At 43.5% G+C, this 13,351-nt stretch carries 10 protein-coding genes; 6 read left to right on the top strand and 4 right to left on the bottom strand.

The window, feature by feature from the left end:
- Positions 1 to 41: 41 nt before the first annotated feature.
- On the bottom strand, positions 42 to 1,073 hold the full coding sequence (rsgA, locus tag E2K93_RS09700) for a small ribosomal subunit biogenesis GTPase RsgA (RefSeq protein WP_135438908.1): 1,032 nt from the start codon (positions 1,071 to 1,073) through the stop codon (positions 42 to 44).
- A 107-nt stretch (positions 1,074 to 1,180) separates the two neighbouring features.
- Between rsgA and orn the strand changes: the two genes are divergently transcribed.
- Positions 1,181 to 1,726: an oligoribonuclease gene (orn, locus tag E2K93_RS09705; RefSeq protein WP_135440458.1), complete on the top strand. Its 546-nt coding sequence runs from the start codon at positions 1,181 to 1,183 to the stop codon at positions 1,724 to 1,726.
- A gap of 172 nt (positions 1,727 to 1,898) precedes the next feature.
- Complete coding sequence (locus E2K93_RS09710; RefSeq protein WP_135438909.1) at positions 1,899 to 3,557, top strand: hypothetical protein; 1,659 nt, start codon at positions 1,899 to 1,901, stop codon at positions 3,555 to 3,557.
- Between the two features lie 75 nt (positions 3,558 to 3,632).
- On the opposite strand, the gene E2K93_RS09715 is transcribed toward E2K93_RS09710, so the two are convergent.
- From E2K93_RS09715 to queG, 3 genes are all read right to left on the bottom strand, one after another.
- Positions 3,633 to 4,745 carry a hypothetical protein gene (locus tag E2K93_RS09715; RefSeq protein ID WP_135438910.1) on the bottom strand — a complete coding sequence of 371 codons (1,113 nt, stop codon included), beginning with the start codon at positions 4,743 to 4,745 and terminating at the stop codon, positions 3,633 to 3,635.
- A gap of 1 nt (position 4,746) precedes the next feature.
- Positions 4,747 to 6,762 carry a DUF3857 domain-containing transglutaminase family protein gene (locus E2K93_RS09720; RefSeq protein WP_135438911.1) on the bottom strand — a complete coding sequence of 672 codons (2,016 nt, stop codon included), beginning with the start codon at positions 6,760 to 6,762 and terminating at the stop codon, positions 4,747 to 4,749.
- A 176-nt stretch (positions 6,763 to 6,938) separates the two neighbouring features.
- Entirely contained in the window at positions 6,939 to 8,078 is a 1,140-nt protein-coding gene (gene queG, locus E2K93_RS09725) for a tRNA epoxyqueuosine(34) reductase QueG (protein ID WP_135438912.1), read from the bottom strand.
- Positions 8,079 to 8,099: 21 nt separating this feature from the next.
- Here queG and E2K93_RS09730 point away from each other — a divergent pair, with 21 nt between their 5' ends.
- From E2K93_RS09730 to mutL, 4 genes are read left to right on the top strand one after another with little or no spacing between them, the layout of a single operon-like run.
- A complete protein-coding gene (locus E2K93_RS09730; RefSeq protein ID WP_189637740.1) occupies positions 8,100 to 9,590 on the top strand; it encodes an NAD(P)H-hydrate dehydratase in 1,491 nt (496 codons plus the stop codon).
- A 24-nt stretch (positions 9,591 to 9,614) separates the two neighbouring features.
- The gene (gene tsaE, locus E2K93_RS09735; RefSeq protein WP_135438914.1) at positions 9,615 to 10,088 is read left to right on the top strand and encodes a tRNA (adenosine(37)-N6)-threonylcarbamoyltransferase complex ATPase subunit type 1 TsaE; all 474 of its coding nucleotides are present in this window, start codon (positions 9,615 to 9,617) and stop codon (positions 10,086 to 10,088) included.
- A gap of 39 nt (positions 10,089 to 10,127) precedes the next feature.
- Positions 10,128 to 11,435, top strand: coding sequence for an N-acetylmuramoyl-L-alanine amidase (locus E2K93_RS09740; protein WP_135438915.1), 1,308 nt, complete (start codon positions 10,128 to 10,130; stop codon positions 11,433 to 11,435).
- Positions 11,435 to 13,345: a DNA mismatch repair endonuclease MutL gene (gene mutL / locus E2K93_RS09745; RefSeq protein ID WP_135438916.1), complete on the top strand. Its 1,911-nt coding sequence runs from the start codon at positions 11,435 to 11,437 to the stop codon at positions 13,343 to 13,345. Before E2K93_RS09740 ends, mutL begins: the two co-directional genes overlap by 1 nt.
- The last annotated feature ends 6 nt before the right edge of the window (positions 13,346 to 13,351 follow it).

The following is a 13,351-nucleotide window of genomic DNA, read 5'->3' on the forward strand; positions in this document are numbered from 1 at the left end:
CTTTTTCGTACCTGGCCGAAGCGCAGGTTGGTTATTATAGGTTATTTAAAACGGGATGTTAGTGTATTACTGCCCAGACTGGCAAGTATTCGTTGATAACTGGCAAACCTTAATGGATTAATATGGCCATCTTCAACTGCTTTTTGCAATGCGCAACCAGGATCATCCTGATGTTTGCAGTCGCGAAACTTGCAATAGCCAAAGTATTCTTGAAATTCAATAAAGCCTTGATCGACTTGATCTGGGGTTAAATGCCAAAGACCAAACTCGCGAATCCCTGGTGAGTCGATTAAATGACCTCCGCTTGGGAAGTCGTATAAACGGGCAACGGTGGTGGTGTGCTGACCTAGACCGGACATTTCACTGACTTCATTGGTGACCAAATCCAGCTCTGGCATTAGCTTGTTTACTAAGGTTGATTTACCAACACCGGATTGACCGACGAAAATGCTGGTTTGATTGAGTAAGCGTTGCTCTATCGCTTGCAACCCTTGCTGATGTTTGGAGCTTATTTTTAGTACTTCATAGCCAATCTCATCGTACAGGCTTAAATGACGGTCAATAAGCTCTTGATTGTCTGCGCTGAGCAAGTCGATTTTATTAAGCACAATAATAGGCTTGATACCGGTTAATTCGGTGGCAACCAAATAACGATCGATAATATCTGGGTTAAATGCTGGAACCACCGATGAGACGATAAAAATTTGATCAATGTTGGCAGCAATCGGCTTAACACCGTCGTAAACATCAGGACGTGATAACAGTGAGTGACGCTCGTGCACCGCTTCAATCACACCGCTGATACTGTGCTTGGTTTCTTTGCCCGGACGCCAAAGCACATTATCACCGCAAACCAATGAATCGACCGTGCGGCGGATGTTGCATCGAACGATATCACCAGTTTGACTTTTCACGTCGGCGTGTTGGCCAAAACGGCTGATAATAATCCCTTGTTCGGCATCGCCAAGTTCAGAATCTTGCCATACTTCTTGCTTACTTTTATTCAACTTGTCAGCAAGATTTTTCTTGATTCGTCGGTGTTGTCCTTTGGTCAGTTTTTTCGCTTTTGCCACTATGAAATTGCTTTGGTTGCTTATTCAAGTATATGAATAGTTATGAATATGCCGTATTATACTCGCAGCAGCACAAGAATGAAAATTATCAATCAGTAGGCAAAGAAATGGCAGTAGATGCAAACAATCTAGTATGGTTAGATTTAGAGATGACCGGACTCGATCCTGAACAGGATGTTATTCTTGAAATTGCCACAATCATTACCGATGCCGACTTAAATATTCTTGCCGAAGGTCCGGTATTTGCTATTCATCAGTCTGACCATGTGCTCACCAATATGAATGAATGGTGCATTAAACAGCATGGTGCAAGCGGCTTGACCGAGCGCTGTCGTCAATCAACAACGAGTTTGGCAGAAGCGGAACGACACACCATCGCATTTATAGAGCAGTATGTTGATAAAGGCGTATCGCCAATGTGTGGTAACTCTATAGGTCAGGATCGCCGCTTTATTAATGCCTATATGAAAGATTTTGAACAGTGGTTTCATTACCGCAATGTAGACGTCAGTACCATCAAAGAATTGGTGCGTCGCTGGCAACCAGAATTACTCGATAAAGTGAGTAAACAAGGCACCCATTTGGCGCTTGATGATATTCGTGAATCGATAGCCGAATTACAAACTTACCGTAAATGGGTCTTTAAAATTTAATCTGTTAGCCTTGTGCTGTTGCAATAAATTGCACAAACACGCAAACAGATCGATAATGCCAAATATAGATAACAATGGATTGTGATTTATTTTTGACCAAGAGTTGCTATTATGAGGTTAGCTCTTGGCAAAATTCGTCACCTAGAAAAATAAAAATAAAGGATTTGTGGCAATGACCGACACCACATCGCATTTAAAAACCCCCGGTATCATCGTATCTAAAGCCGTGATATACCTCGGCCTGTTGCTGGCAACCATGGCCTTGCTGGTTGGTACCTCTTTGTGGCTTTACAACCAACAAGCCAATAAAGCGCAGTTTCTTAAGCAGCAACAAATCCCATTTATTAAAAATAACGCTCAGTTAATGAAAAGCGTAGCCGAACTGGAAAACCAGTTGGTGGCGCAGCAGTTAGCAATACGTCATCAGCAATTGGAACAACCCCTAGAAGATTTAAAGGTGGCTTGGGAAGAAATCGTTGATTTGAGTAAGCATCATGTCGATATGGTCAATGATAATCTGCGTGATAATAATGCCGAAGAAATAGCCGCCACCGCACAATCTTTTGCCAACGGTTACAAGCGATTTGTTAATTTGGTTGATGATCTGATCTTAATCCGCCAATCGCGCAATAATCAATACAATGCCAACGTTGCGACCTTAAAGGAAATTGTCCACTCGGTAGATTTGTTACGTAACGCTAAGTTAAATGAACTGAATAGTCAGTCGTTTGCATTTGTCAACAAACAGAGTCGAGTACAAACCCAATCATTGAATGAAATGTTGGCGGTGATGAATAAAGCGCAATTTTATCAGCACATTTATCAAGAATTACTCAAGGTAGAGAATCAGATCACAGCCTTGTCGAGTATGGTGACCGCGCATAAATTCAATCAAGTCTCGACTCAAATTGCCAACCTTACCCGTAATATCAATAAAGAGTTGCATTCACGTAAGGCCGATCCCGATCTCGAGCAGGTGCAAGAAGATATCGCCGCTATTACCAATCAGTTAATGGGCTCTGGGCAATTGTTTGCCAAATGGCGTGACGAAAACATCACCACCGCAAAAGTGATTGAGCAATTACGTGATTACCAAAGTTTCTTAGCGGAAACCGTCGACTTAATTGAAAAACCGAATTTTTATGACTTACCGGAATTTGAACTTAACCTGCCTGTGTTCGGTGTAAGAGTGAAAGAATCAACCATGATGCCGGTAGCGTTTTTATTTATTTTGGTGTTGTTAAGCTTTAGCTCGTTTATCGCTTGGCGTTTGTTTATGTTGGTGACTCGCAGTTATAAAGCCGGTGCCAAATATATGGACTCTGAGCATGAGAAAGAAAAGGCGGCAGAACAAGCCTTGTTGAATGTGAAGGTCAAAGAAAAGCAACAACTTGAGCATATTCTTGATGGCGTTGCTAAACCAAAAGAAGCAACAGAAAACGCTGATGTTAAAGAGATAGACTTTGAATCTGAGGAAAGTTCACCAAGCTTTTATAAGGTTAATAATTTGGTGATGAACCTGGATAAATTTAATCAGTATCATGGCAGCGCTGAAATGGCGGTTTATATGTTGGATGACTACATTGAGCGCAATAATAAGAACTTCGCTAAATTAAAAGAAGCGCTGGCGCATGAGAATTTAGCTCAGGTTAGCCAAGTAAATAATGCCATTCTTAAAATTGCCAATATCCTTTCGGCGCCGCGCTTGATTAAAGTTTGTGAGCAAATGCAGAGTGTCTGTCAGCAACAAAAAATGCATCAGGCAATTCCGCTGCTAATTGAAATGAACTCAGCGATAAAAGAAGTTAGTGAGTATGTCGCTGAAGCCTGACGAAACCAAAGCTAGCCATATAAAAAAACGCCCAAAAGGGCGTTTTTTTGTGGTCAACACAATGGTGCTGAGTGTTTAGCTTTTGCGACTTTGTTGGTAGATTTCACTCGCCACAAATTCGTCGGTACTGATCATTTCGCTTAGCGCTTGCTCATCAAGTTCAATGGCAAAACGTTTCTCTAATACGTTGATGGTCGCCATGGCCAGTTTAAAGTCTTTATCTGCTATTGCTGAGACCAGCAATACGACATAACTTTCCACCAAGTTTGGCTCATTAAAGATGGCTTGATGAGACAGCTTAATCGATGTCTTGTGGTTATTTAACTCGCCGTAAATTGCCGCCTTTTCCAACAACATGACTGAGTTGTCGCGAATTTGCTGTGGTGCTGAGTCAAGGGCTTTAAGCGCAAGTTCAAGCTTACCTTGCTCAATCAATAAGCCTTCAAAGCTGTACGGCAAAGTATCCATACGAGTAAAGTCGTTGATGACGCGAGTAACGAATGTTTTTGGCAGCCAATTGCTATGCAAACTGATAAGGCGAATATTTAAATCCTGAATAAACGGCAGTGCCATTTGCTCAGCAGATAAACTGTCGTAATGTTTAAGCACATTAGCGCCGTCTTTATTGCTGGCCGACATCAACAGGCCCTTGAAGGCGTCTTCAGCCTGACACACGGGTTTCGCATCGGTTGCGCAAAATTCAATGTCGGACACGCGATTTAAGAACACAGTGGTACTGTACATGGTCGATAAATCGTGAGCATCAATGATTTTATAGCTGTTTTTATCTATCTCTAATTCGACAAAGTGAAAGCCGTCATCGCTATCACCGCGGAACAAGGTGCGTACCGTATTTTTATCCAGTTGACGGGTCGATTGATAAGACCAGAATACTTGTGATTCCATAAATAGATTAAAAATGCTGTTGGCATACGCTTGTTGCCAATTCGCGCCAAAGGTTTTTTCAATACGGCTTGGTTGGCGCAGCTTTAACGCTTTATTGCTTGAGTATAGGGCTTTTAATGCGGCTGCATCTTGTTGTTGTAACAAGGCTTCAACATGCATATTAAATTGAAATACATTTTGGTAATTCACTTGTTGAACGGGTGTTGTTACCGTCTCAGTTGATTTACAACCGGTAATCGCCAGCAATGACAATGCGGCAATAATTTTTAACGTGTTATTCATCTTATTCGCTTCCCATCGATTTTTCGTTGAGCATTTCCATCAAGGTTTGCATTTCGTTGATACCTGGGTCTTGCATGACTTGTAAAATGCTGCGGTAGTAACCGAGATAATCGTCAACTTCGTTAATATCACGGACAAACATACCGGCATCTTGAGCTTCAATATGATTTTTATGGTTACGATACTTGGTGTGGTAAGTCAGGGTGCGACTGTCTTGTGTTAACACCGCGCTAAAACTGAAATAGTCATTGTTAACGGCTACGTTTTCCATATCACCAAATTGAATAAACTCAGGGAATTGCATACTGACTTTATGATCGACATTAAGTGGCCAGTGTAACCAGAAAGGATCTTGTCGTTTTACCGTCGTTGGTGGGTTCACATACGAGGCCAGATAATCAGCGACTAACGAAAACTCGGCGTCTTGTTCACTGTAATGCCAGTATTCCGGCACAAGATATTGTTCGGTTAAGGTTATGCGGTTATTGTCACGGTCATCATTAATCTGCATTGGCTTGGCAGAGACAATCAGTGGATGTTTTTTGGCATAGTAGTTTAGGTATTGACGCTCAAGTTCATCAACGCCGCTGGAAGCTAAACGATAACGTAAATACTCTGCTTCACGATTGGTAAACGTCGTTGTAATTTGCCAGCTAATCGGAGAAAAATAATCAACCACAATCTTTTTCTCTTCAATGGTCACTTCAGACAGGTTGTTCATGGTTGGCTTAGCGTCACTAAGTTGACTGGTTTGCGGATCAACAATTAGCGCGATGCCATAATCAGGCTGGTGCAAACTTTGGTAACTGCCGCCTTGATAGTTTATGGTCGGGTCGATCCAATATTGTTTGCCATCAACTTCAGCTTTCACAATGACATGGTTAAATAGTGAATGAGTTGGTAGATAATCGCGCACATTGTGTTGCATATCGGTAGACACGAGTGCCGGTGATGCCTCGATACCAAGCTCTCTAAAGATAGTGGTTAGCAACAACGTTTTATCTTTACAATCGCCATAACGATTATTAAATACTTCATTAGGGGCATGTGGTAAATGTGAATTTTCGGCAATTTCAATACCGAAGTAACGGACTTCATCTTGCACAAATGTGATTGCAGAGTCTATTGCTTGCTCGCTTGGCAATTGCTTAAGTTCGTTGATGTAGGTTGCCAGTTCGCTATTGCTGTCAGGCTTAACGCTAAACAAATCATCGGCCCATAGCGCCACTTGATTCCATGACTGATAGCTGCTTAATTGCAGATACGGGTATGGATTGTGCCAGCTTGGCGCATTGTCATCCATATGTCGTTTTTTGGTATTGGCCAAATCTACCGCCAAAACTTTGTGTGTTGGATGGGGAATGGTTTTAATTTCAACAGAGCTATCAGAGACTTTGCTGTATATCGGCATGTCTTTGTCGAGAATAAAGCGATAGCGCACCTGGTTAATTGCAATAGACCAGCCTAAGCCACTGATATAAGAAAAGTTATCTTTAAATACTGGGTTGCTACCTTCAATGGTAAAGCTGTAATCGATGATATCACCAACTCGCGCATCTTCTAACACCAACAATGCCGCAACTTGGCCGTTTAGAATTTGGCTGTCTTGCTCTGTCTCGTCATTAACAACGCGAATTTTGCTCATATCCAGTTTATCGATCACTTTACCATTACGGATAATATTGATTTGATGAATAAGCAGGGTTTCATAATCCGGCGCAAAACTGATGCGAATATCGGCGTTTTCAGCGACGCCAGAGGTATTGTTGAGGCGATAACTGTAGCGATAATATTTTTGTTTTTGCTCAAGCGTGTTATTTACTTGGCGGTCAAGCAATAGATAGGTGAGCTGTTCAAACGGGCTTTTCTCAACCTCACTGTCGAGGCTAAATTGATCAACCCAGGCTGGGGTTGATTGTTTAATTGGCGCATCCTTGGCAAACACCTGATTACTGCTCGCAAGCAAGCAGATAATGGCGCACAACATGGGCGCCAGAGTTTTTCGGGTAAGGCTCATGATAATCCTAATCTGTCTGTTTTTAATTATTTTTCTGTACAGTGACCTTTGGGGTCGAGGTCTTATTTGAGCACAATTAGGGTTAAAAAGTAAGCGTAATATTACAAAAAAGGCTATTGATAATACGCTTGTTTTTGTAGGATAAAGCCGTATCTGGCTAGGGCAATCGCCTAGCGCTAAGCGTCTCTTGGTAAACCTTTCTCTATGGTTCGAATCAGGCGGGCTGTTAACCGCGATTCACCTTTTTGCTGTTGCTGTTTTTCGCTTTGTTGGCTCAATGCCCAATCGATGTGCTCTTGCACCATGGCACTGTTGTTGTCGCTTTGCTGCAGCGCGGTGACGATGTGTGCACTGTATGGGGCATTGCCTAAGGCAACAGCAATATTGCGCTGCCAACATTCAAAGCCTATACGTCGAATTGGCGAGCCCTGAGTATTGTCGAGGAATTGCTGCTCATTCCAAGCAAACAGTGCTAATAATTCTACCGAATCAAAGTTGTTACGAGGCTTGAAGTCATCGACACTGGAAAGTTGGCCAAACTTATTCCATGGACAGACTAATTGGCAATCGTCACAGCCATAGATACGATTACCAAGTAATGGTCTAAATTCAATAGGGATGGCGTCACGCAACTCAATAGTAAGATAAGAAATACAACGTCTAGCATCTACCACGTAAGGTTCAACGATGGCTTGCGTAGGGCAAATTTTTATACAGGCAACACAACTGCCGCATTGGTTGTCACTTTTGTTGTCTTGTGGCAATGGAATATCAACCAATAATTCACCCAGAAAAAACCAAGAACCAGCCTCTTCATTGATCAGCAGTGAATGTTTGCCTACCCAACCAAGGCCGGCTTTTTCGGCTAACGGTCGCTCAAGCACCGGCGCTGAGTCGACAAATGGTCGAAAGTTGAGTTGCTGGCAGTACGCTTCAATTTTTTCGCCGAGTTTCTTTAGACGGTTACGCATTAGCTTGTGATAGTCACGGCCTAACGCGTAACGTGAAATGTAGGCTTTATTGGCATCATTTAGGGTACTGGCAAATTTAGCATCTTCAATCAGATAATCCATACGTGCTGAAATCACCCGAATGGTGCCGGGCAACAGTTGTTCGGGGTTAGCACGCAACTCTTGATGGCGTTGCATGTAATCCATATCACCTTGATAGCCTTTGTCTAGCCAGTTTTCTAGGGCTTGTTGATGGCTACTTAGGTCGATATCGCTTATGCCTATTTGGGAAAAGCCAAGTTCTTTGCCCCAAACCTTGATTTTTTCAGCAAGTTCTTGATAGTTAATAGATATCGAATCAGTCATGGAAAGATTTAGGATGTTATGTTGCCAGTAAAGTTAGCCTCAAGCATACCACAATATGCCTATCGGGCAGAAACCATTAGACAACAAGAGGCCATCGTTGCTCGTGAGCAAGGCGTTAGTATGTGGTCGTTAATGCAAACAGCAGGGGTGTCTGGTTTCCATTTGTTGCAACAATTGTGGCCAAAAGCGAACACTATTTTGGTGGTGTGTGGCAGTGGCAATAATGCCGGTGATGGTTTTGTCCTGGCAACGGCGGCATTAAAACAAGGTCTGCGGGTGTATTTGCATAGCCTACAAGCTATCGAAAATTACCATGACGACGCGGCGCTAGCTTGTCAGCAGTTTTTAAAGGCTGGCGGCAGTATCTGCAAGATAAATGATGTTGATTTTCAACGCGTTGATGTTGTCGTAGATGCGCTGCTAGGTACTGGTATCAAAGGCCAAGTGCGGCAAAATTATCGAGACTTAATGGGTCTGATTAATAAGTTGGCGCAGCCCGTGCTTAGTTTAGACTTGCCTTCAGGACTCAATGGTGAAACCGGCCAACCGCAAGGTGACTGTGTACAAGCCGATGCTACTGTGACCTTTATTGCTGTTAAACAAGGTTTGCTAACTGGCCGCGGCATCGAATTTTGTGGTGATATTTATCTAGCCGATTTAGGTTTAGCGAAAGCCTTCAATGCCATGGTTGCTGCCGATGCGCAGTTATTGGCTCCACCGTATGTACCCGAACTAGAATCTCGCGCTTGGTCAGCGCACAAGGGAAACTCTGGTACGGTATTGGTTGCCGGCGGTAACCAAGGTTTTTCTGGTGCGGTGCGACTAGCGGCAGAAGCAGCATTGCGCAGTGGCGCAGGTTTAGTGGCGGTTGATTGTCATTCGACAATGCAGAACGTGGTGAGCAGTCAGCGCCCGGAGTTCGTTATGGCGGATGCGACTGCGAGTGATTGTCATAATCAGCGTTTACTTAATAAAGTTGATAGTATCTGCCTTGGCCCCGGACTTGGTTTGGATCAGTTTGCCAAAGCGCGTTTACCGTTAATGGCCATGGATAAAGTCTTAGTGGTTGATGCTGACGCCTTGACCTTATTAGCACATCAACCGATGACTCGGAAAAATTGGGTATTAACACCGCACCCGAAAGAAGCTGCTACCTTGTTGGGGTGTAGCGTTGCCAAAGTGCAACAAGACCGATTTGCCGCGGTCAAAGCGATTGCTAATAAGTATCAAGCCATTTGTGTGTTAAAAGGTGCAGGCACGTTAATTAGCGATGGCCAGCAGGTATTTATCAATATGTCTGGTAATCCGGGGATGGCTGTTGCCGGTATGGGCGACGTATTAGCTGGAATCATCGCCGCGTTAGGTTTACAATCGCAGTCTTTATTTAAAGCGGTTCTCACCGCTGTCTATATTCATGGTCGTGCTGCTGATATTGCGGCGTTAGACGGTCGTAAAGGCATGTTGCCTTCAGACTTATTTGTGTATATCCGACAGCTGGTTAATCAACACTAAGATTTGGTCAAGGTTTATCAATAAATGGCTCTTTCTCTGAGTAAAGCGTTACGCGACGAACAACAAACTGTCGCGTTCGGTGCAACATTAGCGGCGGCATTGCAAACACTCGATTTGCAAAGTCTGGTGGTGTTTTTACATGGTGACTTAGGTGCAGGCAAGACCACGTTAACCCGTGGCTTTGTGCAAGCCATGGGTCACAATGGCAATGTCAAAAGCCCAACCTACACCCTGGTTGAGCCTTATGAGCTGCCGCCATGGCATATTTATCATTTTGATTTATACCGCTTAGCTGATCCCGAAGAGCTTGAATATATGGGGATTCGAGATTATTTTTTACAAAAATCTTGCTGTTTTGTTGAATGGTCTGAAAAAGGGGCTGGCCTTTTACCACCAGAGGATCTTATTATAGACTTATCATATAATGGTCATGAAAGGTTGATTAACGTCACTGCCAACACCTCTGTTGGTGAACTAATCCTTAAACAATTGACCTAATAAACAATAAGATAACTATAAGAATTAAGGTCGCTGAGAATGAAAACACGTATTGAAACAATACTGCTGTTGTTGTTTTCCTTATGCAGCTTTACTGCGTTTTCACAAAACATGATAGAGAGTGTGCGTATTTGGCCATCGCCAGATAACACTCGAGTTGTGTTTGATTTAAGTGAACAACCCGATTATTCCTACTTTTTTCTGAGCAATCCTAATCGCTTAGTCATTGATTTTAAGAATACCGATAACATAGCCGCACTTGCTAACTTAGCAAAAAATGACAGCCGTATTAGTAAAGTTCGCACCAGTAAGGGCAAAAACAGTAAATCCGCCAGAATCGTGCTTGATCTAAGCAAAAGCTTCAAAGAGAAAGTGTTTGTGTTGGCGCCGACGGGGCCGTATGGCAATCGTCTGGTTGTCGATTTGCACGATAAACAATCCACTAAAGTCGTTAAAAATAAGCCCAAACAGAAAAATCGTGATGTCATTATTGGTATTGATGCCGGTCATGGTGGTGAAGATCCAGGCTCGATTGCAAAAAATGGTACTTACGAAAAGAAAATTACTCTAGCGGTAGCGAAACGACTGCAGCGCATCATCAATGGCCAAAAAGGCATGAAAGCGGTGATGATACGTACCGGTGACTATTTCGTTAATCTTAATAAGCGCACCGAGCTGGCTCGCAAGCAACAAGTCGACTTTTTGGTGTCAATACATGCCGACGCATTTCACAGTTCTAAACCTCGCGGGGCGTCGGTTTGGATCGTAAATGATAGCCGTGCTGAATCGGAATTATCGAGATGGCTAAAACATCGTGAGAAAAACTCTGAATTGCTTGGCGGCGGTGGTCAGCTAATCAAGGCAACCAATGACGATAATCTAGCGGTATTTTTAGCGGATCTCACCAAAGATAAATCACTGGAAATCAGTGACCGCATCGCTCGTAATGTCATCGCCGAATTAAAGAAAATTACCCGCATGCATAAAACTAAGCCACAAAATGCCAGCCTAGCGGTGCTTAAGTCATCAGACATTCCGTCGATGCTGGTGGAAACGGGCTTTATTTCCAACCCGTATGATTTCAAAAATCTGATGTCGAAGAATCATCAGGAAAAGCTAGCCAAAGCGATGTTTAAAGGGATTCAGCAGTATTTTACTCGCTATCCGCCACAAGACTCATTGTTGGCAAGCATACAGCCGCAAAAGCACAAGATCAGTCGTGGTGAATCGTTATCGGTCGTTGCACAGCGCTATAACGTCTCAGTGAAGCAATTGAAATTAGCCAACAACCTGAAATCCGATGTTGTGCGTATAGGCCAGACTCTGACCATACCTCGAGTAAATTAATGACAATTAGTATCCTTCCTGCTCGCCTGGCGAACCAAATTGCCGCCGGCGAGGTTGTCGAGCGTCCGGCATCTGTTGTAAAAGAATTGGTTGAAAACGCCATTGATGCCGGAGCGACGAAAATTGTCATCGATATTGAAAAAGGTGGCAGCAAGCGTATACGTATAACTGACAATGGTCATGGTATCGAAAAAGATGAACTGACCTTAGCCTTATCTCGTCATGCCACCAGTAAAATCAAATCATTGGATGATCTTGAAGCCATTGATAGTCTCGGTTTTCGCGGCGAAGCGTTAGCCAGTATAAGTTCCGTCTCACGTCTGACATTAACCTCAAAGCCGGCAGCGCAGCAAGCGGCATGGCAAGCGATCGCCGTAGGGCGTGATATGCAGGTCGATATTAAGCCTGCTGCGCACCCGGATGGTACCACCATTGATGTCGAAGATTTGTTTTTCAATACACCGGCACGACGAAAGTTTTTGCGTACCGAGAAAACCGAATTTTCTCATATTGATGAAGTGATTAAACGCATCGGTTTATCGCAGCTGCAATTAACTTTGATTCTCAATCACAATGGTAAAACCATACGCTCATATCGTTCTGCTCAAACCGATAAACAAATTGAAAAACGTATTGCTGCGGTATGTTCTCAGGGGTTTATTGATAACGCTTTGCCTTTGCAATACCAACATTCGGGTATGCGTTTATGGGGGTGGGTAGGCTCGCCACGTTATGCACGCAATCAAAATGATTTGAGCTACAGCTATGTTAATGGCCGTATGATGCGCGATAAATTGATAAATCACGCCATCCGTCAAGCATATGGTCATCGCTTAAGCAGTGATGTTTATCCGGCATTTGTACTGTATTTTGAATTGAATCACGGTGATGTTGACGTCAATGTCCATCCGGCGAAACACGAAGTTCGCTTTCATCAGGCGCGTTTGGTGCATGATTTTATTGCCGCAGCCGTTGAGCAAACATTACAAGATGACGCATCACTAGCTGTTGATACCGAAACCGGTGAGTTACTTAGCGTTGATGTGGGAGCAACAAGCGATGCCCATGGCAATCGTGATTATGTGCAACCATTGCGCAATGACTCTAATGCCACATCTTTTCAATCGGCATCGACAACGCCGGCGTCAGCTTGTTCAGCGGCAGCAAGTGCTGGGCGAAACTATCGCGACAAGATCAGCGACCAAGCAGTAAGCAACTATCAAAAATTGATGTCGCCTGCCGAGCGAGTCGCTATTGCAGAAAGTGATTTTGACCACTGTGATGACTCAAATGCTAAGCCGACAACGAGTCCATCACCGGCTATGACGCCAGCGACTAGCCAACCACAGGTTGCCATAACCGCGGATAGTGATATTAAGTTGTTCAGCGTATTAGCCGACCACGTGTTATTACTAGAATGGCAGCAAAGTCTGTATTGTTGTAATTTCAAAGCACTGCGTCAGCAGGTGCTTCATCACCGCTTAACCAGCCAATATCCACAAGGCTTGGTATCGCAACCATTGTTATTGCCGGTTGCTGTTAAGTTGCAGCCAAGCCAAGTTAAATTTATTGCTAGCAACATTGCCAGCTTTGAATTTATTGGTGTGCATCTCAGTGTCAATGGCAGCAAAGTCGTCATTCGCCAATACCCAGCACAACTGCGTGAGCAAGACATTAGCGACAGTTTTATCGAGTTGCTGACGATTTTGCTGACCAAGCAAGAGCTTGCAGATAACGATTGGATGGCGGCAATTGCCCAGTTAAAATGTAGCCAAAACTTCGACCTTAGCATGGCGGCACAATTGTTAGCCGATGTTAATCAAATACAAAACTTTGATCTTTTTACCTACATGCGCTTGAATTCAAAGGCAGTAGACCTTACATCAGACATTCAGTCGTTATTGTCTTAATTGTTT

Origin of the sequence: Thalassotalea sp. HSM 43, assembly GCF_004752005.1 — a bacterium.
Classification (GTDB): domain Bacteria; phylum Pseudomonadota; class Gammaproteobacteria; order Enterobacterales; family Alteromonadaceae; genus Thalassotalea_A.